The sequence below is a fragment of the Streptomyces murinus genome (assembly GCF_002154555.1).
Lineage (GTDB): Bacteria > Actinomycetota > Actinomycetes > Streptomycetales > Streptomycetaceae > Streptomyces > Streptomyces murinus.
Genome location: NZ_MUNF01000426.1, coordinates 1 through 24314, shown reverse-complemented (window position 1 = coordinate 24314; position 24314 = coordinate 1). Strand labels below are relative to the sequence as shown.

The 24314-nt window shown below is 72.7% G+C and carries 22 protein-coding genes and 1 pseudogene; 8 read left to right on the top strand and 15 right to left on the bottom strand.

The window, feature by feature from the left end; all coding sequences use genetic code 11:
- The 3 genes from CCN72_RS24940 to CCN72_RS24930 form a co-directional block, all read left to right on the top strand.
- The coding region (locus tag CCN72_RS24940) for an FAD-binding oxidoreductase (RefSeq protein WP_086809779.1) at positions 1-1217 on the top strand (1217 nt) is incomplete at its 5' end.
- A gap of 34 nt (positions 1218-1251) precedes the next feature.
- Positions 1252-2151 (top strand): YegS/Rv2252/BmrU family lipid kinase, encoded by a 900-nt coding sequence (locus CCN72_RS24935; protein WP_086809777.1) that lies wholly within the window; start codon positions 1252-1254, stop codon positions 2149-2151.
- 73 nt (positions 2152-2224) lie between these two features.
- Positions 2225-2563, top strand: coding sequence for an NUDIX domain-containing protein (locus CCN72_RS24930; protein ID WP_086809775.1), 339 nt, complete (start codon positions 2225-2227; stop codon positions 2561-2563).
- A gap of 41 nt (positions 2564-2604) precedes the next feature.
- Here CCN72_RS24930 and CCN72_RS24925 read toward each other — a convergent pair whose 3' ends face one another.
- Complete coding sequence (locus CCN72_RS24925; protein WP_208638084.1) at positions 2605-2994, bottom strand: thioesterase family protein; 390 nt, start codon at positions 2992-2994, stop codon at positions 2605-2607.
- 104 nt (positions 2995-3098) lie between these two features.
- On the opposite strand from CCN72_RS24925, the gene CCN72_RS24920 reads away from it, so the two are divergent.
- On the top strand, positions 3099-4067 hold the full coding sequence (locus tag CCN72_RS24920; RefSeq protein ID WP_086809773.1) for a Dyp-type peroxidase: 969 nt from the start codon (positions 3099-3101) through the stop codon (positions 4065-4067).
- Between the two features lie 23 nt (positions 4068-4090).
- Positions 4091-6607, top strand: coding sequence for an ATP-dependent Clp protease ATP-binding subunit (locus tag CCN72_RS24915; protein WP_086809771.1), 2517 nt, complete (start codon positions 4091-4093; stop codon positions 6605-6607).
- A 19-nt stretch (positions 6608-6626) separates the two neighbouring features.
- Here the strand turns inward: CCN72_RS24915 and CCN72_RS24910 are convergent, their stop codons facing one another.
- The 3 genes from CCN72_RS24910 to CCN72_RS24900 form a co-directional block, all read right to left on the bottom strand.
- On the bottom strand, positions 6627-7094 hold the full coding sequence (locus CCN72_RS24910) for a GreA/GreB family elongation factor (RefSeq protein WP_086809769.1): 468 nt from the start codon (positions 7092-7094) through the stop codon (positions 6627-6629).
- Between the two features lie 126 nt (positions 7095-7220).
- Positions 7221-7814, bottom strand: coding sequence for a YdeI/OmpD-associated family protein (locus tag CCN72_RS24905; protein WP_086809767.1), 594 nt, complete (start codon positions 7812-7814; stop codon positions 7221-7223).
- Positions 7815-7868: 54 nt separating this feature from the next.
- Positions 7869-8840 (bottom strand): alpha/beta hydrolase, encoded by a 972-nt coding sequence (locus tag CCN72_RS24900; protein WP_086809765.1) that lies wholly within the window; start codon positions 8838-8840, stop codon positions 7869-7871.
- A gap of 189 nt (positions 8841-9029) precedes the next feature.
- Between CCN72_RS24900 and CCN72_RS24895 the strand changes: the two genes are divergently transcribed.
- Complete coding sequence (locus CCN72_RS24895; RefSeq protein WP_086809763.1) at positions 9030-9584, top strand: YciI family protein; 555 nt, start codon at positions 9030-9032, stop codon at positions 9582-9584.
- On the opposite strand, the gene CCN72_RS24890 is transcribed toward CCN72_RS24895, so the two are convergent.
- Positions 9576-10871 (bottom strand): chloride channel protein, encoded by a 1296-nt coding sequence (locus tag CCN72_RS24890; protein WP_086809785.1) that lies wholly within the window; start codon positions 10869-10871, stop codon positions 9576-9578. The two genes, CCN72_RS24895 and CCN72_RS24890, sit on opposite strands and share 9 nt — an antisense overlap.
- Before the next feature lie 234 nt (positions 10872-11105).
- Complete coding sequence (locus CCN72_RS24885) at positions 11106-11651, bottom strand: GNAT family N-acetyltransferase (protein WP_086809761.1); 546 nt, start codon at positions 11649-11651, stop codon at positions 11106-11108.
- On the opposite strand from CCN72_RS24885, the gene CCN72_RS24880 reads away from it, so the two are divergent.
- Entirely contained in the window at positions 11650-12240 is a 591-nt protein-coding gene (locus CCN72_RS24880; protein WP_086809759.1) for a helix-turn-helix domain-containing protein, read from the top strand. The two genes, CCN72_RS24885 and CCN72_RS24880, sit on opposite strands and share 2 nt — an antisense overlap.
- A gap of 78 nt (positions 12241-12318) precedes the next feature.
- Here the strand turns inward: CCN72_RS24880 and CCN72_RS24875 are convergent, their stop codons facing one another.
- Both CCN72_RS24875 and mgtA read right to left on the bottom strand, forming a co-directional pair.
- Complete coding sequence (locus tag CCN72_RS24875; RefSeq protein WP_086809757.1) at positions 12319-13353, bottom strand: cytochrome c oxidase assembly protein; 1035 nt, start codon at positions 13351-13353, stop codon at positions 12319-12321.
- Positions 13354-13445: 92 nt separating this feature from the next.
- Positions 13446-16079 carry a magnesium-translocating P-type ATPase gene (mgtA, locus tag CCN72_RS24870; protein ID WP_086809755.1) on the bottom strand — a complete coding sequence of 878 codons (2634 nt, stop codon included), beginning with the start codon at positions 16077-16079 and terminating at the stop codon, positions 13446-13448.
- A 192-nt stretch (positions 16080-16271) separates the two neighbouring features.
- Between mgtA and CCN72_RS24865 the strand changes: the two genes are divergently transcribed.
- Positions 16272-16841 carry a putative immunity protein gene (locus tag CCN72_RS24865; RefSeq protein WP_244174440.1) on the top strand — a complete coding sequence of 190 codons (570 nt, stop codon included), beginning with the start codon at positions 16272-16274 and terminating at the stop codon, positions 16839-16841.
- A 106-nt stretch (positions 16842-16947) separates the two neighbouring features.
- Here CCN72_RS24865 and CCN72_RS24860 read toward each other — a convergent pair whose 3' ends face one another.
- The 7 genes and pseudogenes from CCN72_RS24860 to CCN72_RS24830 all read right to left on the bottom strand — a co-directional run.
- Positions 16948-17163 (bottom strand): hypothetical protein, encoded by a 216-nt coding sequence (locus CCN72_RS24860; RefSeq protein WP_086809753.1) that lies wholly within the window; start codon positions 17161-17163, stop codon positions 16948-16950.
- Between the two features lie 80 nt (positions 17164-17243).
- Positions 17244-18002 (bottom strand): PIG-L deacetylase family protein, encoded by a 759-nt coding sequence (locus CCN72_RS24855; RefSeq protein ID WP_086809752.1) that lies wholly within the window; start codon positions 18000-18002, stop codon positions 17244-17246.
- Positions 18003-18040: 38 nt separating this feature from the next.
- Positions 18041-18781 (bottom strand): LamG domain-containing protein, encoded by a 741-nt coding sequence (locus tag CCN72_RS24850; protein WP_086809750.1) that lies wholly within the window; start codon positions 18779-18781, stop codon positions 18041-18043.
- A gap of 178 nt (positions 18782-18959) precedes the next feature.
- Positions 18960-21347, bottom strand: a complete 2388-nt coding sequence (locus CCN72_RS24845) for a glycoside hydrolase family 65 protein (protein ID WP_085563458.1) — start codon at positions 21345-21347, stop codon at positions 18960-18962.
- Complete coding sequence (locus CCN72_RS24840; RefSeq protein WP_086809749.1) at positions 21344-22087, bottom strand: HAD family hydrolase; 744 nt, start codon at positions 22085-22087, stop codon at positions 21344-21346. Before CCN72_RS24840 ends, CCN72_RS24845 begins: the two co-directional genes overlap by 4 nt.
- A gap of 584 nt (positions 22088-22671) precedes the next feature.
- Positions 22672-22770: pseudogene (locus CCN72_RS39135) on the bottom strand.
- Positions 22771-22859: 89 nt separating this feature from the next.
- On the bottom strand, positions 22860-24314 hold a 1455-nt coding region (locus tag CCN72_RS24830; RefSeq protein ID WP_107430149.1), incomplete at its 5' end, for an alpha/beta hydrolase.

Genomic DNA, 24314 nt, shown 5'->3' with positions numbered 1-24314 from the left:
CCGTCCCGTTCGGCGGCGGCACCTCCGTCGTCGGCGGACTCGCCCCCGAGCGCGGCGCGTTCGTCGCCCTCGACCTGCGCCGCATGGACGCGCTGCTCGACCTCGACCCCGTCTCGCGCACCGCCGTCCTCCAGCCCGGCCTGCGCGCCCCCGCGGCCGAGGCGCTCCTCGCCGAACAGGGCTTCACTCTCGGCCACTTCCCGCAGTCCTTCGAGTGGGCCAGCATCGGCGGCTTCGCCGCGGCCCGCTCCAGCGGCCAGGCCTCCGCCGGCTACGGCCGCTTCGACGAGATGGTCCTCGGCCTCACCCTCGCCACCCCCGAGGGTACCGTCGAGACCGGCCGCGCCCCCCGCTCCGCCGCGGGCCCCGACCTGCGCCAGCTGATCCTCGGCTCCGAAGGCGCCTTCGGCGTCATCACCTCCGTCACCGTGCGGGTGCGCCCGCTGCCCGAGACGAAGGTCTACGAGGGCTGGCGGTTCGCCTCCTTCGAGGACGGCGCCGCCGCGCTGCGCAGGCTCGCCCAGGACGGACCGCGTCCGACCGTGCTGCGCCTGTCCGACGAGACCGAGACCCTCATCGGGCTCGCCTCGCCCGACAAGATCGGCGCCGGGCTCGGCCAGAGCGATGCCGGCTGCCTGGCCATCACCGGCTACGAGGGCACGCCCGAGGAGACCGCGTACCGGCGCGAGCGGGCCGCCGCCGTCCTCACCGCCTGCGGCGGCACCCCGCTCGGCACCGAGTCCGGCGAGCGCTGGGCGCACGGCCGCTTCTCCGCGCCGTATCTGCGCGACGCCCTCCTCGACGTCGGTGCCTTCGCGGAGACCCTGGAGACCGCCGCCTTCTGGTCCCGCGTCCCCGAGCTGTACGCGGCCGTGCGCACCGCGCTCACCGACACCCTCACCGAGGCGGGCACCCCGCCCCTGGTGATGTGCCACATCTCCCATGTGTACGAGAACGGCGCCTCGCTGTACTTCACCGTCGTCAGCGCCCAGGGCGAGGACCCGGTGGCCCACTGGACGCCCGCCAAGCACGCGGCCAACGAGGCGATCCTCGCCGCCGGTGGCACCATCTCCCACCACCACGGGGTGGGCACCGACCACCGCGACTGGTATGTCAGGGAGACCGGAGAGCTGGCCGTCGAGGCACTGCGCGCCGTCAAGCGCCGCCTGGACCCCGACGGGCTGCTCAACCCCGGCGTCCTGCTGCCCACCGACTGACCCCACCCCACCGCCTGTCCCGGAGGCACTCCCGATGCGCCAGTTCACCGCCGTCGTCAACCCGACCGCGGGCGGCTCCACCGCGGCGGCCACGCTGCTCCAGGTGGCCCGCCTGCTCAGGGAGGCCGGGGCCGGTCTGGAGACCGAGTACAGCCACAGCCTGGCCCACGCCCAGGACATCGCCCGAAAGGCCGGCGAGCAGGGCCGGATCGTGCTCGCCGTCGGCGGCGACGGCATCACCGGCGGCATCGGGGGCGCCCTGAGCGGCACCGGAACCGTGTTCGGCATCGTCCCGGCCGGCCGCGGCAACGACTTCGCCCGCGCCCTCGAACTGCCGGCCGACCCGGCCGCGCTCGCCGGCATCCTGCTGCACGCCGAGCCCCGGCCCGTCGACACCATCGAGGTGGAGTCCGCCGTGCACCGGCGCACCGTGGTCCTCGGCAGTGTCTACGCCGGGGTCGACGCGCTGGCCAACCGGCACGCCAACCAGACCCGACTGCTGCGCGGCGCCGCCGCCTACTACGCGGGCGGCCTGCGCGCGGTGACCACCTGGCGGCCCGCCGACTACCGCGTCACGGTCGACGGCGAGGAGCACACCCACCGCGGCTACACGGTCGTCGCCGCCAACTCGCCCTACTACGGCTCCGGCCGGCAGATCGCCCCCGGCGCCCGGGTCGACGACGGCCTGCTGCACATCGTGATGATCAAGGAGGCGCCCCGCAGGCTCTTCTTCACCCTGATGAACGAACTGAAGACCGGAACCCACATACGCCGCCCCGAGGTACGCGTCCTGCGCGCCAAGGAGCTGCGCATCGAGTCCACCGGCCCCGTCCCCTACGGCGCCGACGGCGAGGTGGAGGCCACCTTGCCGGTGACCGTCCGGGTACGGCCCGGGGATCTGCCGGTGCTGTACCGGCCCGCGGACACCGTCTGACCCGTGTGCGGGGCGGCCCGCCTGGGTAGGCGAGCAGCGACCGGGGGAGCGGCGGACAAGGGGGAGGAAGCGCATGGAGAACGCCGTACAGGCCGTCGTCGTGTACGACGGCCGGTTGCTGCTGGTCCGGGAGGCGGAGCGCTGGGGGCTGCCGTCGGGCACCGGGCAGCCGGCCGAGACGGCGGAGGCCACCGCCGCACGCGTCGTCTATGAACTCACCGGCTATCTGGCCGATGGCTCCGCGGCGCTGGACGGCGGACCGGCCGTGCTGTGCCAACTCCTCAGCGAGGACCCCTCGGACGGCGCCCGGCTCGCCCCCGAGGACATCCGCTGGACGCCGAACGGTGAGACCGCGGGCATCGCGTTGCCCGAGGCCGTGCGCGACTACCTGGAGGGGCACACCCCCGTGTGACCCGGCTCAGGGGTCCCCTTCGAGGAACCGCGGGCCCCGGCTCAGGTGTGCCGTTCGAGGAACCGCCGCCGGTCCACGACCGCCCGGTCGATCTCGCCCTCCGCGACCGCCAGGCCCGCCGCGTCGACGGCCCGCACCGCGAAGGTGAGCCGCCGCGCGCCCGTCCGGGCCGGCGGCCGGGCCGTCACCTCGACCCGGCCGCCGACGGGCGTCGCGCGCAGATGCCGCACCCGTACGGCGGTCCCCACGGTGGTCTCGCCCGGACCGGTGAACGGCGCCGCGGCGCGCACGGTCGCCGCCTCCAGCCAGGCGATCAGCCGGGGCGTGCCGAGCACGGGCACCTCACCGCTGCCCAGCGCCCGCGCGGTGTCGGCATCGGTCACCCGGTGCACATCGGACACCTGGTGGGCGTCGCTCACCTCGTCGCGCATCTCCCCACGTTAAGGCGGCGAGCGGCTCTCCGACCTGCCGAGCCCGCGGGGCCGGGCCATGCTGGAACGGTCCGGCTCCGCCCCGTACGAGGAGGCAGGTCCCCGTGCCCGAGTCGCAGCCCGTCGTCGTCCCGCCCGCCAGGGCCGCCGTGTTCCTCGTCGTCACCATCGACCAGGGCGGCGAGGACACCGTCCGGGACCTGTTGCAGGATGTGTCCGCCCTGCGCCGTTCGGTCGCCTTCCGTGCCCCGCCCGAGGAGCTGAGCTGTGTCGTCGGCATCGGCTCCGCCGCCTGGAGCCGGCTGTTCAGCGGGCCGCGCCCGCGCGATCTGCATCCGTTCAAGGAACTGGACGGCCCGCGCCACCAGGCCCCGGGCACCCCGGGCGACATCCTCTTCCATGTCCGGTGCCGCCGCATGGACCTCTGCTTCGAACTGGCCCGGCTGTTCGCCGAGCGGCTGGAGGGCGCCGCCAGTGTGGTGGACGAGGTGCATGGCTTCAAGTTCTTCGACGAACGCGATCTCCTCGGTTTCGTGGACGGCAGCGAGAACCCCGAGGGCGAGATCGCGGCCGACGCGGTGTTCATCGGCGACGAGGACCCGGGCTTCCGCGGCGGCAGCTATGTGATCGTGCAGAAGTACCTGCACAACATGAAGGGCTGGAACGCCCTGTCCGTCGAGGAGCAGGAGCAGACCATCGGGCGCACCAGGCTCGCCAACATCGAACTCCCCGACGACGTGAAGCCCGCCGACTCCCACGTGGCCCTCAACACCGTCACCGACGAGCACGGGAACGAACGCAAGATCGTGCGCGAGAACATGCCCTTCGGGAACATCGCGCAGGGTGAGTTCGGCACCTACTTCATCGGTTACGCCCGCACACCCGAGGTCACGGAGTCCATGCTGCGCAATATGTTCCTCGGCCGGGACCCCGCCTCGCACGACCGGATCCTCGACTTCTCCGTGCCGGTCACGGGCTGTCTCTTCCATGTGCCGACCGTCGCCTTCCTCGACGATCTCCCCGCCCGGCCTCCGCTTGCGGGCCACTCGGCGCCGGGGTTCAGTGAGAACTGACCCCTTGCGCACCAGGAGTTCTCATGTCGATGTCGTTCGGCGCCCCCTTCGGTTCCCAGGACCCGTTCAGTGAACTGCTGAATCGTTTCTTCGGAATGTCGCCGGCGTCCTCGCCGCCCGCCGTGCAGCGGGTGCCGATCGGGCGGCTGCTGACGGAGTCGTCGCAGCAACTCCTCAATCTGGCCGCGCAGCGGGCCGTCGAGGACGGCACCTCCGACCTGGACACCGAGCATCTGCTGTGGGCCGCCACCAAGGTCGAGCCCTCGCGCAGGCTGCTGCTCCAGGTGGACGTGGACCCCGACACCCTCGCGAACGAGATCGCCAAGGTCCTGCCGCACGAGTCCGGCCAGCCCTCCGCGCAACCCGGGCTCACCCCCGCCGCCAAGCGCACCCTCGGCGCCGCCTACGCCCAGTCCCAGGCGGCCGGGGTGTCGTACATCGGCCCCGAGCACATCCTCGCCGCGCTGCTCGGCGACAGCGACACCGGTGCCGCCCGGCTGCTGCGGGCCGAGGGCATGGACACCCAGAAGCTCTCGGGCCTCGCCGAACAGACCGCCCGCGCCGAGAACGCGCCGGCCGAGCGCAAGCAGCCGGCCACCACCCTGGACGAGTACGGCCGCGATCTGACCGACGAGGCCAAGGCCGGCAAGCTGGACCCGGTGGTGGGACGCGCCGAGGAGATCGAGCAGACCGTGGAGATCCTGTCCCGGCGCTCGAAGAACAACCCGGTGCTGATCGGCGAACCCGGCGTCGGCAAGACCGCCATCGTGGAGGGCCTCGCCCAGCGGATCGTGGCCGGCGAGGTCCCCGACACCCTGAAGGACAAGCGGGTCGTCGCGCTCGACCTGTCGGGCATGGTGGCGGGCGCCCAGTACCGGGGCCAGTTCGAGGAGCGGCTGAAGAAGGTCATCGAGGACGTCCAGGCCGCGAGCGGCAGCATCATCCTCTTCATCGACGAACTGCACACGGTCGTCGGCGCCGGCGCCACCGGCGAGGGCTCCATGGACGCGGGCAACATGCTCAAACCCGCCCTCGCGCGCGGTGAGTTGCACGTGGTCGGCGCCACCACCATCGACGAGTACCGCAAGTACGTCGAGAAGGACGCCGCCCTGGAGCGCCGGTTCCAGCCGGTGATGGTCCCTGAGCCGACCGTCGAGGAGACGGTGCAGATCCTCGAAGGACTGCGGGACGCCTACGAGGCACACCACCAAGTCCGCTTCGACGACGGCGCGTTGGCGGCGGCCGCAGAGATGTCCGACCGGTACATCACCGACCGCTTCCTGCCCGACAAGGCCATCGACGTCATGGACCAGGCGGGCGCCCGGGTACGGCTGCGCAGCGCCAGCCGCTCCACCGAGGTCGTCAGCCGCGAGGACCGCATCGCCAAGCTGCGCCGCGAGCTGGAACAGGCCGTGTCCGCCGAGGACTTCGAGCGGGCCTCCGATCTGAAACGGCAGCTCGCCGAGCTGGAGGCCGAACTCGCCGGCATCGAGGAGCGCCGCGAGGGCGTCGTCTCCGTCACCGCCGCCGACATCGCCGACATCGTCTCCCGGCGCACCGGCATCCCCGTCTCCCAGCTCACCGCCGGCGAGAAGGAGAAACTCCTCAAGCTGGAGGAGGAGATGCACGCCCGCATCGTCGGCCAGGACGAGGCCGTCACCGCGGTCTCCCAGGCCGTACGGCGCAACCGCGCCGGCATGGGCGACCCCAACCGGCCCGTCGGCTCCTTCCTGTTCCTCGGCCCGACCGGTGTCGGCAAGACCGAACTGGCCAAGACACTCGCCGAGTTGCTGTTCGGCGAGGAGGACCGGATGGTCCGCTTCGACATGAGTGAGTTCCAGGAGAAGCACACCGTCGCCCGTCTTGTCGGCGCCCCGCCCGGATACGTCGGCTACGAGGAGGCGGGCCAGCTCACCGAGAAGGTGCGCAGGCAGCCGTACAGCGTCGTGCTGTTCGACGAGGTGGAGAAGGCGCACCCCGATGTCTTCAACACCTTGCTCCAGATCCTGGACGACGGCCGTCTGACCGACTCCCAGGGCCGTACCGTCGACTTCCGGCACTGCGTCATCATCATGACGTCCAACATCGGTGCGCACCGCATCCTCGACCACAAGGGCGATGTGTCCGATCTGAAGGACGAGTTGATGGACGACCTGCGGGGCCGCTTCCTGCCGGAGTTCCTCAACCGCATCGACGACATCATCATCTTCCACGGGCTCACCGAGGACGATCTGTCGCAGATCGTGGACCATCTGCTGGACCAGAGCAAGCACCGGGTGCACGCCCAGGGTATGAAGCTGGAGGTCACCGAGGCGGCGAAGAAACTGCTCATCGCCCATGGCCACCAGCCGGAGTTCGGCGCCCGCCCGCTGCGCCGCACCATCCAGGCTGAGCTGGACAACCGCATCGCCACGCTGCTGCTCGGCGGCGAGGCCGAGCCCGGGGACACGATCGTCGCCGACGTGGTGAAGGACACGCTGCACTGCTCGGTCAGCAAGCCCGAAGTCAGCGAGCCCGAGGGCGGCAATCCCGAGAGCTGACGCGCTCTCCCGGGGTCTTCTACGACGCTCCGCCGATCGACTCCACCACCGCGCTCGCGGGCCCGTCCGGGGTGTCGTACCGCACGCTGTCCCCGGCCCGGCGCCCGAGCAGCGCCCGGCCGAGCGGGCTGTCGTCGGTGACCAGGTTCTGGTCCAGAGCCTCGGCCCCCTCGCCGATGGACAGCGTCTCCACCGAGCCGTCCGCGAACCGCACGGTGACCGTGCTGCCCACGCCTACCACATCGGTGCGCGCGGGCCCGGCCCGGTCCGCTTCGTGCAGCCGCTCGGTGATGTCCGCGATCCGCCGCTCCAGCCGGTCGAGCTGATTTACCCGCTGCAACTCGTCCGCCTGATCGGCCTGGTCGCCCACGTCGGGATTGCCCTTCAGCGTCCCGGCGACCATCTGCCGTTCCTCCCGCAGGTCCGCCAGCTCCTGCTCCAGCGCACCGCGCGCTTCGGCACTGATCGGTTCGGGGCCATCGGTCATCGCTGCTCCAGTCGATGGGGATCGGGACGGATCCGGACGGATCGAAGGGAAACGAAACGGGATAAAAGGGAGTTTTCGCTTCCGCATCGTATGCGCTGGACCGTCGGGGGACCGCGACCCGGCTCGCTAGGGATGGAGCTTTTTCCCCTCGGCGAGCATGGCGACGAACTTCGCGATGCGCGCCGCCCTGGTCTCGGGCCTCTTCGCCTCCTCGATCCGGTGCAGGACGGAGTAGCGGTTGCGGCTGTCCAGGGTGGTGAAGAACGCGGCGGCCGCCGGCTCGGCGTCCAGGGCCGCCCGGAGGTCGTCGGGCACGGTGGCCGCGCGCGGACCGGCGTACGCCGCCGCCCAGCGGCCGTCCGCGCGGGCCCGCTCCACCTCGCGCAGCCCGGCGGGCCGCATCCGGCCCTCCTCGATGAGCCGTACGGCCTTCTCCCGGTTGACCTGGGACCACCTGCTGGCGGACCGCCGCGGGGTGAAGCGCTGGAGCCAGTGCTGTTCGTCCAGCTTCCGCTTCTGGCCGTCGATCCAGCCGAAGCAGAGCGCCGCCTCCAGCGCGCCCCGGTAGTCGACGCCGTCGGGCCCCGCGACGCTCTTGCGGGCGAGCTTCAGCCAGACCCCCGTGGCGTCCGCGTGGTGGTCCTCCAGCCACTTCTCCCACTCCTCAGGGGTGGCGAAGAAGAGCACCGGATCGGTCGCGTCGGATGAGCCGCCAGACATGGTCCTCATGAAATCCCGTCGGCCCGGGGCCGGTCAATCGGGAGGGGACCGGCGTCAGTTCGGGTGCAGCGCCCGGTGCAGTGTGCGGGCCGCCAGCTCGATGGCCGTACGGGCCGCGTGAGTGTCGCGCAGGGCGTTGAGCATGACGAAGTCATGGATGATGCCCTGGAACCGTACGGCGGTCACCGGGACGCCGGCCGCGCGCAGCTTGGTCGCGTACGCCTCGCCCTCGTCACGCAGCACATCCGCCTCACCGGTGATGACCAGCGCGGGCGGCAGACCGCTGAGCTGCTCGGTGGTGGCGCGCAGCGGCGAGGCGGTGATCTGGGCGCGGTCGGTCGCGTCGGTCGTGTACTGGTCCCAGAACCACTGCATGCCGTCGCGGCGCAGGAAGTAGCCGATGGCGAACTGGTGGTACGACGGTGTGTCGAAGTTCGCGTCGGTGACCGGGTAGAACAGCACCTGCTGGACCAGCGCGGGACCGCCGCGCTCCTTGGCCATCAGGGTGAGGGCGGCGGTCATGTTGCCGCCGACCGAGTCCCCGGCCACCGCCGTCCGGGAGCCGTCCAGGTCCTTGGTCGCGCCCTGCTCCGCCACCCACTGGGCGACGGTGTAGTTCTGCTCGATGGCGACGGGGTAGCGGGCCTCGGGGGAGAGGTCGTACTCGGGGAAGACCACCGCGGCCCGCGCCCCGACGGCGAGTTCGCGCACCAGGCGGTCATGGGTGTGGGCATTGCCGAACACCCAGCCGGCGCCGTGCAGATAGAGGATGACCGGGAGGCTGCCCGAGGCTCCCGCGGGTCGCACGATCCGCGCCCGGACGCTGCCCGTGGGCCCGCCCGAGACGGTGATCCACTCCTCGTCGACCGCCGGTTTCTCGATGTCCCCGGACTGCACCTCGTCGACCGCCTTACGGCCCTCCGCGGGCGGCAGGTCGAACAGGAACGGCGGCTTCGCGGTCGCCGCCGCGAACTCGGCCGCCGCGGGCTCCAGTACCGGCTGCGGGGGCGCTACGGCATCGGACATCGGATCTCCTCGAAACATCTCCCGCCCGCCGGACCGGCGGGCGGACGGCCGACGTTCCCACCCTGCACGGTTTCTCCGGGTGTCGCACGCGGAGCGCCAGGGGAGCGTCCCGCCCCGCCCCGGGACCGGGGACACCGGCGCCGGGAAAAGAGGATGATCGGGCGGCGGGGAGCACGAGAAAGCGTGCGCATGGAGTTCCTCTGCCACCACCGCGACCGTTCCGACTCCCTGGCCCTGCGCATGGAGTTGCTGGAGGAGCACTGGTCCTCCATGGACCGGTTCGCCCAGGAGATGATCGCCCGCGGTCCGACGCTCGCGGGGGACGGCGAGACGCCCACCGGCAGCGTGCACATCCTGGACCTGCCGGACGCCGCGACGGCCCGCGCGTTCGCCTTCGACGAGCCCGGCTACCAGGCCGGTGTCTACCGGGACGTGCTGCTGCGACGCTGGCGCGATCTGCTCGGACGGACCATGTGGGACTTCCCCGGCGGGCCCACCGACGGCGACCGCTTCCGGGCGCTCGGCCTCGGCGCGGCCGAGGCCGCCGACCTCACGGTCCCGGCCGGGCGCGGCGACGATCTGATCGCCTACGGCCCCCTGCTCTCCGACGACGCCACCGCCTGGCTCGGCACCGCGGCCCTGCTCCGGGCCCCCGGTCCGGCCGCCGCCCGCGCCCTTTTGACCGAGGACCGGTACGCCGACATCGAGGTCCACCCCTGGCAGTTCGGCGGCCGCTCACAGTGAGATGTCCTGGACGTCGGCCGGGGCAGGTTTCGGCCGGCGGCTCGCCCGCAGCCGGCTGACGAGGAGGGCGGTCACCGCGGCGAGGACGATCAGCGGCATCTGGTTGTACGCGTCGCGGCCGAGCAGCAGTACGGCCAGGACGCAGCTGGTGAGCGGCAGCCCGGTGACGACGGTCGCCGCCGCCGAGATGCCCAGCGCGAACGCGGGGGCGGTCCCGAGCCCCGGCAGGCCCGCGCAGGCCAGCCCGGTCGCCACCCCGAGCAGCACGGCCGGGAAGATCGGGCCGCCGCGCAGACTGCCCAGGCTGATGCCCCAGGCGAGCGCCTTGCACAGGACCAGCGCCACCAGCGCGAGCACCGGCCACCCGTGCGGGTTCTCGGCCAGCTGCCCGAGCGTCGTCTGCCCCGACAGGGCCGCCTCCTCGGGCGAGCGGCCGGTCAGCAGGGCGTACGCCGTCAGACAGACCCCGGCGGCCACCGCGCACACCACGGTGCGCACCGCCGTACCGCGTGCCGAGGTCCAGCGGTGGGTGCGTTCGCCGAGCCCATGGGCCACCGAGACGATCACGGCGATCAGCGCGGCCGCGGGCAGCCCCCACAGGAAGTCGCCCGCGTCCGGGACGGTGTCCGGCGGCACCTTCGGCAGCCCGAGGGCGCCGATCGACAGCCCGGTCCAGTGGCCGAAGCCGGTGAACACGAGCGCGCCCGCCCCGCTCGCGGCCAGGCAGGGCAGCAACAGCATGGCGAGCCGGGGCCCGGCGAGACCGGCGGCCTCCATGACCATGACGGCGGCCACCACCGGGCCGCCCAGGATGGTGGAGATGGCCGCGGTGGAGCCCGCGGTGGCCACGACCGTCGCCGAGGCGGCGTCCGCCGGGTGCCGGCGCAGCACGCGCACCCCGAGCAGGGCGAGGGCCGATCCGACCGCCATCAGCGGCGCCTCGGGGCCGAGGGTCACGCCCAGCGGAAGGGTGAGGACGGCGGCGAGCACCACACCCGGCAGGGCGCGGGGGCCGATGGGATCCCCGCCCAGACCGTGCACCGGGACATGCCCGCCGGCGCCGGGCAGCCGGGTGATGATCGGGGCCAGGATCAGTCCGGCCAGCGCCAGCGTGGGCAGCGGCCACCACCAGGGGGCGGGCCCGAGTCCGAGCGCGTGCGGCAGCTCCTGCCACACCTGGTGCTGGAGCCAGTGCTGGAGGCTGACGAAGAAGAAGCTGGCGAGCGCGATCGGCACACCCAGGGCGAGGGAGAGTGTCAGCAGCCGGAGGTAGCCGCGGCTCAGCAGCGCCCGCGCCGGGTCGTCGGCCGCGGGGGACCGACCGTCATCAGCCGCGGGGGACCGTCCGTCATCGGCTGCGCGCGACCGCCCGTCGTCGGCCGCGGAGGGCTGCCCGACCGTGCCGCTCACGCCCGCTCCACCTCCACCGCCCTCGGCGCCCTCGGACGGCGTTCGGCAACGCACCGGGCGGGCTTCAGTTAACGGCCGCCCGGCCCGCCCCGCATCTCGGCGGGCGCCTGATCAGCCCAAGGACCCGGGCGCGGCGGCTTCGTCAAGCGCCAGCCGCATGAGGGTCAGATCGAGCCGGCGGCCGAACTTGATCCCGGCCTCCCGGACCGTTCCCGCGTGCTCGAACCCGAAGCGCTCATGGAGCCGGATCGAGGCGCCGTTGCCCGACTCGATCCCGGCGATCATGAGGTGATGGCCCGCCGCGCGCGCCGCCGTGATGAGCGTGGTCAGCAGGGCGGAGCCGATGCCGAGCCCGTGCCGGCCCTCGCGGACGTAGACCGAGTCCTCCACGGTGTGCCGGTAGCCCTCCAGGTCCCGCCACGGCGCGAACACGGCGAACCCCGCCACCTCGCCGCCCGCCTCGGCCACGAACGCCGAACCGCGTTCCAGATGCCGCGCCAGCCAGGCCGCGCCCTCGGCGGGCGACTGCGGGATCTCCGTCCACAGGGCCGTCGAGTGCTCGATCGCGTGGTTGCGGATCGCACGCACCGCCTCTGCATCACCGGCGCACGCCGGGCGCACGGTCACCGCACGATCACTCTCATATATTGGAAGCATGTCCAACATAGTAGATCCCCTGGTGGGGCGGATCGCGGCCCGGATCCGCGCGGAGCGGGAACGGCGCGGCTGGACCCTGGCCCAGCTGGCGGAGGCGTCCGGGGTATCCCGCGCCATGATCAACCGGATCGAGCGCGGCGAGAGCAGCCCCACCGCCGTCGTGCTCGGCAAGCTGTCCGCCGCCTTCCAGCTGAGCGTCGCCTCGCTGCTCGCTCTCGCGGAGGGCACCAGGCCGGAGACCGCAGAGGAAGCGGGCGTGCGCCGTCGTACCGAGGCGCCCGAATGGCAGGATCCCGCCACCGGCTACCGGCGCCGTCAGATCACCGGCGCGGACTTCCCCGCGGAGGTCGCCGAGATCCGGCTGCCCGCAGGGGCCCGGGTGCCGTACCCGGCCGCCGCCTTCGCCTTCATACGCCAGGTCGTCTGGGTCCTCGACGGCCGGCTGACCTTTCATGACGGCGCGCAGATCCATGAACTCGGCCCGGGCGACACCCTCGAACTCGGCGATCCCGCCCCGCGTGTCTTCGCCAACACCACCGGCGCGGAGTGCCGCTACGCCGTCATCCTGACCCGGGGCGCCCGGCCCTGATCAGCGCCGGTCAGCCTGTGCCGGTCAGCCCGTGCGGGTCGTGGGGGTCAGCTCGCGCCGCCGGTCGGTCCGCGCCGGTCAGTCCTCGCCGTGCTGGCGGCGGATCCGGGAAGCCACCTCGTTCTGCTCCGTCTCCCACCAGGGCCGTACCCGTACGGCCTCGGCCCCGTCGGACGCGGCCTCCGCACGGCCGGGCGCGGACACCGGGGCCGCGACCGGCGTGAGGTCCCGGTCCAGCCGCCGGTCGAGGGCCGCGGCCTGCACCCGCTCGGCGCGCGCCCACTGCACCAGGATCGCCAGCAGGAAGGGCAGCGCGACCAGCTCGGCGATGCTCAGCATGGCGCCGCCGCCGATCTGCTGGTCGTGCTGGACGTCCGGCGACCAGCTGGGCGCGTGGTGCAGATACCAGGCACCGGCGATCAGCGTGCCGTGCGTCATCACCACCAGGCCGGGCACCGCGTCGATGATGCCGTCCAGGAACACCAGCGCCGCGCGCACCGGGTGACTGCACCACTTGGGCAGCGCCTCCTCGCGGGTGAGCACCGGTACGACGAACAGGCAGCCGGCCGCCAGCAGATGCAGGTACATCAGCTCGTGCAGCCAGCCGACCCGCAGGGCGGTGGCGAAGTACGGCGTGAAGTAGACCGTCAGCTCGGTCCCCAGCACCAGCGCCGTGCTGACCAGGGGGAAGGTGAGCAGTCGTACGACCCGGCCGCTCATCACCTTCTGCACCCGCCCGGCGCCCTCGCCCGGCAGCGCCTCGATGGCGAGCCGCAGCGGATCGCCCAGGGCCAGGCCCAGCGGGGTGATGAGGTCCAGCAGGACGTTCTGCACCGCGGCCGGCCAGAACAGCACATGGTCGTAGACCGCGAGACTCGACATGGTGGCCACCGCGAGCCCACCGAGGCCCAGCAGCGTGAACGCGAGGGTCCGGCCCGGCGACCAGGTGCCGCCCGCCCGGCGCACCCGGAGCACGCCCCAGCCGTACAGGCTGCCCAGGACCGCGATCAGGATCAGCGCGGGCACATCGAGCTGCCACGACCCCAGCGCGCGTGCGGGTGTCAGCTCCGACAGGCTGCCGACCGCTACGACGGCCGTCGCGTGACCAGACATGGAAAAGCTTCCTCCACCTGCCTATAGGGAGCACACCGGACGACAGGTGACAGTAGCCGCTGACGGCAGGCGCCCGCTCGGCAGGGTCGGCCTCAGTGGGCCAGCCGGCCGGACGTGCTGAAGCGGGCCGCGCGGCGCCGCAGATGGCGGTGGCCGACCTCCGCGCGCGGACCGGCCTCGCCGGGCCGGGTCCGGTAGAAGAGGCGCTTGCCCACCTCCACCAGGGCGAGATAGCACAGCACCATCCCGGCCAGCGCGGCGAAGTAGCCGAGGGGGAGCCGCTGGAAGCCGAGGGTGGGCGCGAGCGGGGTGATCGGCAGCAGGGCGCCCACCACGACCACCGCCAGCGTGGTCAGCACCAGCGGCAGACTCGCCCGGCTGCGCCAGAACGGGCTGCGCCGGGTCCGGATCGCGAAGATGACCAGCGTCTGGGTGGCGAGGGACTCCACGAACCAGCCGGTGCGGAACTGCGCGGGCCCGGCGTGGAAGACCCACAGCATCACGCCGAAGGTGGCGAAGTCGAACACCGAGCTGATCGGGCCGAAGCACAGCATGAACCGGCGGATGAACGCGATGTCCCAGTGCGCCGGGCGGCGTACCTGCTCCTCGTCCACCTCGTCGGTGGGGATGGCCAGCTGGCTGGTGTCGTACAGCAGGTTGTTCAGCAGGATCTGCGAGGGCAGCATCGGCAGGAAGCTCAGGAAGAGCGAGGCACCGGCGGCGCTGAACATGTTGCCGAAGTTGCTGGACGTCCCCATCAGCACGTACTTGATCGTGTTCGCGAAGATGCGCCGCCCCTCGGCGACCCCGTCCGCGAGCACGCCGAGGCTCTTCTCCAGCAGGATGATGTCCGCCGCGTCCTTGGCGACATCGGTGGCCGAGTCCACCGAGATGCCCACATCGGCCGCGTGCAGCGCGAGCGCGTCGTTGACGCCGTCACCCAGGAAGGCGACATCGCGGCCGGTCCCGCGCTGCAACCTGACGATCCGCGCCTTCTGCTCAGGGCTCACCCGCGCGAACACGGTCGTGCGCGCGATCGCCGCGGTCAGCCCGGCGTCGTCCATACCGTCCAGGTCCGCTCCGGTGAGGGCTGCGACCTCGCCGAGTCCCAGATCGCGGCAGACCTTCACCGCCACCGCCGCGTTGTCGCCGGTCACGATCTTCACGCCGATCCCGAGTTTGGCCAGCCGCTCCAGCGCGGCCGCCGCGTCGGGCTTCGGCGGGTCGAGGAAGACCAGCAGTCCGGCGAGCCGCAGCCCCCGCTCGTCCTCGGCGGTGGGCGCCGCGGCGGCCGGCAGGGCGCGGGTGGCGACGGCCACCACCCGGTTGCCCGCGGCGAACTCCGCCTCCAGCCGCCGCCGCGCCTCGCCCGGCACCTGGACACAGCGCTCCAGTACGGCCTCGGGGGCGCCCTTGGTCACCAGCAGCGCGGCGCCCGAGTCGTCGGTGACGGTCACGGAGACCAGCCGCCGCTCATGGTCGAACGGCAGCAGCCCCGCCTTGGCGCACCCGGCCACGGCGGCGCGCTGGGCGTCGGCCGCGGGGGAGTTCCACAGCGCCGCGTCCAGCGGGTTGCCGCCCACCGCCCGGCCCTCGTCGAACTCCGTCTCCGTGCACAGCAGCCCCCACCGCAGCACGTCCTGCGCGGAGGCCTCGCCCAGCGGCACCGACCGCATGAACTCGATCCGCCCGAGGGTCAGGGTGCCGGTCTTGTCGGTGAACAGGATGTCCACGTCCCCGAGGTCCTCGATGCACACCAGCCGCTTGACCAGCACCTTCAGTCGGCTCAGCCGTCGTGATCCGGCCGCGAGAGACGTGGAGACCACCGCCGGGAGCAGCTGAGGGGTGATGCCGACCGCGATCGCCAGGGAGAACAGCAGCGCGTCGATGAGCGGCTTGTGCAGCACCACGTTGATCACGAAGATCGTCGTGGTGAGCGCTCCGGCGACGTACACCAGCAGCATGGAGAACCGCCGCAGCCCCACCTGGAACTCGGTCTCCAGCTGATGCTCGCCGAGCCCGGCCGCGATCGCCCCGAACTCCGTGCGCGGCCCCGTCGCGACCACCACCCCGCGCCCGCTGCCCGCGTGCACCACGCTGCCCATCAGCGCACACCCGGTCAGCTCCGCCAGCGCGGCCCCGGCGGGCACGGTCGCCGTGTCCTTGGCGACCGGCAGGGACTCGCCGGTCAGCGCCGATTCGTCGCAGCTCAGCTCCGTCACCGCGAGCAGCCGCAGATCCGCGGGCACCACATCGCCGAGCCGCAGCTCCACCACATCACCGGGGACCAGTCGAGTGACGTCGACCTCGCGCGGCCGGCCGTCGCGCAGCACCAGAACCTGGTGCCGGATGCGGGCGTGCAGCGACTCGGCGGTCTTCTCCGCCCGGTACTCGTTGACGAAGCCGAGGCCCACCGAGAGCGCCACGATCACCGCGATGATCACGGCGTCGTTGCGCTCGCCCACGAAGTACGACACGACGGCGGCGGCCAGCAGCAGGCCGAGCAGTGGGGAGCACACCTGGTGCCAGAGGACCAGCAGGCCGCGCGCCCGGTGCGAGCGGACCGCGTTCGGCCCCCAGCGTTCCAGCCGCCGCGCCGCCTCCTGCTCGGTCAGCCCGGCCGGTGTCACTTCCCATTCGCGCAGCACGTCCTCGCCGGGCCGCGCCGCCGCCGCGCCGATTCCGCTCGTGGCACCGGGTCCGGCGCCCAGGGCCGTGGTCACCATGACCGGCCGCCGAAGTCGCTGCCGCTGGGTTGCCGCATGGTGAGAACGCTCCTGCCCGACGGGACGCCGGCCTTTTGGCCGCTCTGTCACCAGTCTCCGCGTCCGCCCCGCGATCGCCACGGGGCCGTTCGGTCCACCTCCGGGCAGCTGAACGACCCCGGCGCGGATCCGGTCTACGGCAGGATGGGCTTCGTGCCGACCAAGCCGAGCAAAACGGACCGGACGGACCGGGCGGACCGAACGGACCGGATAGCGCTGACCGAGGACGAGTTGCGGGAGATCACGGGCTTCGCGGCCGACTGCGCCGCCCGGGTCCTGCACCTGTTCGAACAGAGCCTTCCCGCCGACCCGCGCCCCCGCGAGGCCATCGAGGCGGCCCGTGCCTTCGCGGACGGCGGCCGGCGCACCCAGGCGCTGCGGATGAGCGGCTTCGCGGCGTTCCGCGCGGCACGCGAACCCGTCGCGCCGGCCGCCGCCGAGGCCGCCCGCGCGGCGAGCCATGCGGCGGGCGCCGCGTTCCTCCACCCCCTCGCCGACGCCCACCAGGTCAAACACATCCTCGGCGCGGCGGCCCACGCCGCACGCGCGAGGGAACTGGCGGCCGACGGGGATCCGGCCGTCGCCGCCGACGCCCTCGCCTGGGCACGCGCACACGCCCCGGCCGCCGTCACCACCGTCCTCGGCCGCCTGCCCGCGGCTCCCGCCGGGGGCGGGCAGGCGGGGGAGTACCTGCGGGGCCTGGACGGCGCGCTGCGCGCGTGAGCGCTGCCACCGTCCCCGAGCGCTCCCGCCCCCAGCTCTCTGTCACTCAGCGCTCCATGACGCGGTCCTTCTTGACGCGGTCCTCCCCGACGCAGTTCTCCGTCGCTCAGCCCGCCTCGCGGTGCAGGACGCGGCGTGCCGCCTCGGCCTCGGCCGCCGGCGGGGAGAGTTCGTCCAGGGTGTCCAGCTCGTCGTCGGCCTCCAGTTCCCGCTCCCAGGCCGCGGCCAGCTGCTGCTGTTCGGCGCGTGGCTTCGCGCCGATGGCCGCCCGCTGGTCAGGGTCCAGAGCCGCCATGAATCGTCCGAGCGCGTCCATCGGCATGCCGTGCTCCTTGTCGCGCAGAACTGCCGGTCTCAGCCCAGCATGGCCAATCGGCTGGGCGCCCGCCTCTCGGCGGCCGGTCAGACGGTCAGCTCCGTGCGCGCCGGTGCCGTGGTGGCGAGATCATGCCGGATGAACCACTCCGTGCCCATCAGCCGCTTCCACTCCGGTACGGAGAGACGGGCGAGCAGACCCGGTACGGCCCCGCGCGCCACCTCGGAACGGTGCGCCAGCACGGCGGCGATCTTCCGCTCCAGCCAGGGCCCGACATCGACCGCCGCCGTCACCAGCTCGTCCGGCACGCTGTAGGCCGTCTTGCGCTCCCCGACCACCGCCCGCAGCGCCGGCACGGCCGAGTGCGGATGGGTCGCCAGGTACAGGGCGCGCGGCTGCCAGGGAGCACCGGCGTCCGGATGGAACCGCGCCAGCCCGGCCGCCTGGGCGGCGAGCATCGTCACGCGGTGGGTGTGCACATGATCCGGATGCCCCGTCACCCCGCCGTACGCGTCGTGCGTGACGACGATCTCCGGGCGGAACGCGCGGATGTGCGCCACCAGATGCCGTACCGCCTCGTCCAGCGGCGCGTCGCAGAACCGTGCGCGGCCCGGCGCCGATGACGGCACCCGCGCGTCGGCGTACCCCAGCAGCCGGGGCTCCCCGGCGCCGAGGATCCGCAGTGCCTCGGCCAGCTCGGCGGCGCGACCGGTGTCCGCGGCCCAGGTCGAGGTGACGACGCCGGTACGGGCGCCCGCGGCGGCATGCCGGGCCAGCACCCCGCCCGCCGACAGCGACTCGTCGTCCGGGTGCGCGAACACCGCGAGCAGACTCGGTACGGACACGGACGGACCACCTTCGTGACGGGGATCTGGCGGACGGCTCACACCGGTCGCGCGTACGCCGACCGGCCGCCACCCTGGGGACGGCGCACGGTCAGGCCGCTCACCTCGAACGACATCTCGCTCGTCCCCGGCTCCGGCGGCGGGTGGTAGCGCCCGGCGCACACCGAGAGGGCGACGATGAGATGGGCCCGCCAGGCCTGCCCCACGCCCCGGTGGTCGGCGAAGACCGAGGCGCCGTTCAGCGACCAGATCACACAGCGCGGCCCGAACTCGGTGCGCAGATCCACCCAGGCGCCGGGCCGGACCGCCTCGTCATGGAGGTAGCAACTGGCGCTGCGCACCCGGTTGGTGAACTCCAGATGGTCGGGGTTGTCCACGTGGTACTCGAACACGTCCACCCCCTGGCCGCCGTCCCGCCAGGTCCTGACCGCGGGCCAGGCACCGGTCTCCCGGGGCAGCCGCACCCGTGCCTCCAGCACATCGCCGGGCTGCACGGTGAACCCCTCCCGGCTGCCCTCCGTCGTCAGCAGCCCCGTGTCCCAGCGGCCGTCCGCCCGGCGGGTGGCCCGGAAGACGCCCGAGCGGCAGTAGCCGGGATCGGGCACCAGCCGGTCCAGCCGGTCCTCGTCCGGATGGGCCGGGCCACCGCCCGGGAACGCCCGCGAACGGCCCGCGACCCACTGGGTCGTGGAGGCGAAGTCCGCCGTGAACACCACATCGGTCGCGGCCGGGAAACGCGGGGCGCCCGATAACGGGTCGCCCCGCGGCGGTTCGTCCATATTCATCTCCATGACCGATGTCTCACCGCCTGGGCGCCGGTCATGCGCCCGCGCCGCGAGTCTTGGCCGGATATACCCATCCGGGTGAACGGCCGGTATGCCCACTCGGTGACCGGCCCCCCGCAGGCGCTCCCCGCAGGCGCTCCCCGCGGGCGGCGAACTCGGGCCGTCCGTACGGCTATTGCTCCGCCGTCTCGTCCTGCTCGGCCAGTCCCTCCGGGCGCCGTCCCCGGGGCTGCTGCGGCTCCGGGCGCACCGGCGGAGGCGGGACCGGGCGGTCCTGCGGCGCGTCGGTGGTCACGGTGACGGGGTCGCCGTAGTGCAGGACCGTCACCGGGTCGCCCTCCACCAGCCGGTAGCGCACCTGCTTCGGACCGATGTCCACCTTCAGCCTGCGCCCGCGCACCTGCACCGTGAACACCACCCGGGACAGCGCCTCGGGCAGCCGCGGCGCGAAGCCGAGCACATCCGGCCGCTCGTCCTTGCCGAGATGCCAGCGCAGGCCCCCGAAGCCGCCGACGACGGCGATCCACGTCCCGGCGAGAGAGGCGATGTGCAGCCCGTCGCGGGTGTTGTGCTCCAGGTCGTCCAGGTCCATCAGCGCGGCCTCGGCGAGATAGGCGTACGCCAGCCGAAGATGCCCGGTCTCGGCGGCGAGCACCGCCTGGCAGCACGCCGACAGGGAGGAGTCGCGCACCGTCAGCGCCTCGTAGTAGGCGAAGTTGCGCGCCTTCTCCTCCTCGGTGAACGCGTACGGGCACTCCATCATCGCCAGCACCACGTCCGCCTGCTTCACCACCTGCTTGCGATACAGGTCGAAGTAGGGGTAGTTGAGCAGCAGCGGATAGTTCTCGGGCGGGGTGCCCTCGAAGTCCCAGCGCTGGAAGTGCGTGTAGCCGGCGGACTGTTCGTGCACGCCCAGCGCGTCGTTGTACGGGATCGCCATTCGCGCCGCCGCGTCCCGCCAGGCCGCGGCCTCCTCGTCGTCCACACCGAGTTCGTCGGCCCGGTCCGGATGGCGGATGGCCACATCGGCCGCCGCCAGCAGGTTCTGGCGGGCCATCAGGTTGGTGTAGAGGTTGTCCCGGGCGATGGCGCTGTACTCGTCGGGCCCGGTGACCCCGTCGATGTGGAAGACGCCCTCCGGGTCGTGATGGCCGACGGAGCGCCACAGCCGGGCGGTGTCCACCAGGATGTCGAACCCCGCCCCGCGCTCGAACTCCTCGTCCCCGGTCGCTGCGATGTACCGGACCGTGGCCAGCGCGATGTCCGCGTTGATGTGGAACGCGGCGGTCCCGGCCGGCCAGTAGGCGGAGCACTCGGCGCCGTCGATGGTCCGCCAGGGGAACACCGCGCCTTCCAGGCCGAGTTGACGGGCGCGTTCGCGGGCCGCGGGCAGGGTGCTGTGCCGCCAGCGCAGCGCGGACGCCACGGCCTCCGGCGCGGTGAACGTCAGCACCGGCATCACATACGCCTCGGTGTCCCAGAAGGAGTGCCCGTCGTACCCGGTCCCGGTCAGACCCTTCGCGGGGATCGCCCGGTTCTCGCCGCGGGCCGCCGCCTGGAGCACATGGAAGAGGGCGAACCGCACCGCCTGCTGGATCTGCGCGTCCCCCTCCACCTCGACGTCCGCGCCCGCCCAGAACTCGTCCAGATACGCCCGCTGTTCGGCGACCAGACCGTCCCAGCCGGTGCTGACGGCGACCGCCACCGCCCCGTCCACCTGGTCGTGCATGCTCGGCAGCGAACGCTCCCCGGACCAGCCGTAGGCCACGAACTTCACCAGCCGCAACGGCTGTCCTGGCGTCAGGTCCGCGGTCACCGTCAGCCGGCTGACATCGGGCTCGCACTGCGCCGACCAGCGGGTGTTCTCGGGCCCCTCCACCAGATGGTCGGCCGCCGCGCCCACCCGCAGCCCGCTGCGGTCGGTGTGGTGCACCAGCCGCAGCCGGGTCTCCTCCGCGTAGTGCTCCTCGGCCGTCAGCGGGGACCCGGTCGCGGCGGCGACCCGGGGATCGCCCTCCACATGGGGGAGTTGCTCATTGGCGACCAGCTCGGACTGGAGGGCCACCGAGGCCGGGCCGTCCTCCGGCTCCACCTCGTAGACGACGGCGGCCACCGCGCGCTGGGTGAAGGACACCAGCCGCCGCGAGGTGATACGGACCGTGCGCCCGCCGGGCGAGGTCCAGCGGGCGGTGCGGCTGAGCACCCCGGTACGGAAGTCCAGGACCCGCTCGTGGGACAGCAGCCGGCCGTAGCGCAGGTCGTACGGGTGGTCGTCCACCAGCAGCCGGATGACCTTGCCGTCGGTGACGTTGATCGCGGTCTGGCCGGACTCGGGATAGCCGTAACCGGCCTCCGCGTACGGCAGCGGATGCCGCTCGTGGACCCCGTTGAGATAGGCGCCCGGCAGCCCGTGCGGCTCGCCCTCGTCCAGGTTGCCGCGCCAGCCGACATGCCCGTTGGACAGCGCGAACACCGACTCGCTCTGCGCGAGCACATCCAGGTTCAGCTCGGTCTCGCGCAGGGACCAGGGCTCGACGGTGTAACTGGGATGTGTGATCACGGCGACTCCAGAAGTTCCGCCAGGTCGCGTACGACGATGTCCGCGCCGTGCGCCTGAAGCTGCTCCGCCTGCCCCACCCGGTCCACCCCCACGACCAGCCCGAACCGTCCCGCCCGCCCGGCCTCGACACCGGCCAGCGCGTCCTCGAACACCGCCGCCGCGCCGGGCTCCACGGACAGTTCCCGCGCCGCCTCCAGATAGGTGTCCGGAGCGGGCTTGCCGCGCAACCGCCGTTCGCGGGTCACCACCCCGTCGACCCGCTCGTCGAACAGGTCCGCGATACCGGCCGCGGCCAGCACGTCCCGGGCGTTCGCGCTGGACGACACCACTGCGCAGGCCAGACCCGCCGCGCGGACCTCACGCAGAAAGCGGACCGAGCCCTCGTACGGCTCCACACCGTCCTCCCGGATCCGGCGCAGCACCAGCTCGTTCTTGCGGGCGCCCAGCGCCTGGACCGTCTCGGCGTCCGGCGGATCCTGCGGCGAGCCCTCGGGCAACCGCACCCCGCGCGCCGCGAGGAAGGTCCGCACCCCGTCCTCCCGGGGCCGCCCGTCCACGTACTCGTCGTAGTCCCGCACCGCGTCGAAGGGCACGAACTTGGTGCCCTCCCGCTGCGCGCGCTCGCGCAGGTAGGCGTCGAACATCTCCTTCCAGGCCGCCGCGTGCACCTTGGCGGTCTGGGTGAGCACCCCGTCGAGATCGAACAGACAGGCGCGTACATGTGCGGGAAGCCGGGGCATGCTCCGAGGCTAGGAGCCACCGGCGACCGACGGCGCGGGGACACCGGCCCGGCGCGCCGGAAGGCACCCGCTCGGTGGAGGCGTGCGCCCGGGCGCATGACAGGATGCGCGGATCATGAGTGCTGACTGGTACATCCTCATCGAGGAAGACATACGGGACACGAAACATCTCCAGGCCATCGAGTTCAGGCTGCATCACTGGAAGCTGGCGGCCGCGCACCGCGTCAAGGGGGACGAGGCCAGGATCGCCGCCGTGGCCGAGGACGCGGCGCTGCACTACCTGCCGACCACTCTGACCCGCTACGCCAAACCGGGGGACCGGCCCGCGCGGCACGCCTTTCTCGCCCAGGACGGCTCGTGGGTGGTCCTCGTCGGGCTGCGGGGACACCAGTGCCACATACGGGTGAGCACCGCTCGGCTCATGCATGTGCACGAGGAGAGGGAGACCCCGCCGAAGACCCTCAAGGAGATGCTTCGCGGCGCGTGGGAGGGGCCGCCGCCCCCGGAGCAGCCCTGGTCCCCGCCGGCGGAGGACGAGGACCGCAGCGAATCCCGTACCGACGAGGACCGCAGTGGGACCGTGCTGGCGGAGAGGGCAGGATTTGAACCTGCGTGGACCCCATAAGGATCCGACCTCGAGGCGAGCTCGTCGGTCCCCGATAAACCACTCCGGGCACCTCTCCTCGTTCCCGGTCCGGGGCGGTGCCCCGTTCCGTTCACAAGAAGAGAATGGCAGCGGCCCCTGACCGGGCGCTGATGTGTCCCTGACGCGTCAGGACCGGCCCCGAGGGCAGGAGATGTCCGCGGTGGGCAGCCGGCCGGTCGCGAGGTAGGCGTTCACCGCGTCGTCCACGCACGCGCTGCCGAAGATGCCGAACACCGCGTGCTGGTCGGCGTCGTGCAGGGTTATCAGGCGGGAACTGGGCCAGCCGCGGTGGACCGTCTCGGCGCCGGAGTAGAGGGTGCGCGGGTCGCCGGTGGCGTTCACCAGCAGCGCCGGGAGGTCGGTGCGGACGGTGGTCGGCCGTTCGCGCGGGGGACCCCAGAACGCGCAGGCGTTGATGTTGTTCGTGACCGGAGCGAACAGCCGGTCCTCGGGGTCGGCCCGCCGCAGATCGCGCCAGTAGGACTCCGGATCGCGGGGCGCACTCCCGTCGGCGCACAGGATCGCCGTCTGCGCGCTGCCGTAGCCGGAGGCGTGTCCCGTCAGCAGGAACTGGAGTACGTCGGCCAGCCAGGGAGACGGGGACACCGGGTGCCCCTCGGCGGCGCGCCGCAGGTCCCGCACCCCCTGGGCGAAGTCGCCGAAGGCCGTGGGGTTGTCCTGGGAGAGGCCGTTGAACATGACGGTGGGGACGATCCGGTCGTCCACCCGGTAGCCGCCCACCCGCAGCGGAGCGCGCTCGGCGGCCGACTGGATCGCCTCCACCGCCGTGAGGACCGCGCTCCCGGTACGGCCCAGTCCGTAGTCCTTGTCGTGCGCGGCGGTCCAGTCCGCCCAGTCGCTCAGGGCGTGCTTCCCGGCGGCTTCCGTGCCCCGCAGCAGCCGGGGACCGTAGCGGGCGGGGTCGATCACACCGTCGAGCACCACCCGGTCGGTGCGGCCGGGGAACATCGTGGTGTACACCTCGCCGAGGTAACTGCCGTACGAGTAGCCGAGATAGGAGATCCGGCGCTCGCCCAGCGCGGCCCGGACGACATCCATGTCGCGGGCGGTGTCGCGGGTGCTCGCGTACGGCACCAGGTCACCCGCGCGGGTGCGGCAGCGGCGGGCGAGGTCGGCGGAGAAGGACATCATACGATCGAACTCAGCACGGTCCCTGCCCGCCCCGCGGATCATGCTGCCGGTCGGCCATCCGCAGTCCAGCGCGGTGCTGCGGCCCACGAAGCGGGGATCCACCCCCACCACGTCGTACCGTCTGCCGACGTCCTTCATCGCCTTGCGCACCCATGGCGGATCACCGATGGTCGGCCCGCCGGGGCCGCCGCTGTTGAGCACGAGCGCGCCGACGCGGTGCGCGGAGTCGGTGGCCCGGATCCGGGAGAGCGCGACGGTGATCGTACGTCCGTCGGGGTGCGTGTAGTCCAACGGCACGGTGACATCGGTGCATTGGGCACCCGCCCGCTCCAGCTCCTTGCCGGTCTCGTCGTCCGGGCCGAGCAGGCAGCTCTTCCAGGTGAGGTGTTGGTGGTGGTAGCGGGCAAGGGGATCGGCGGGGGCGGCCCG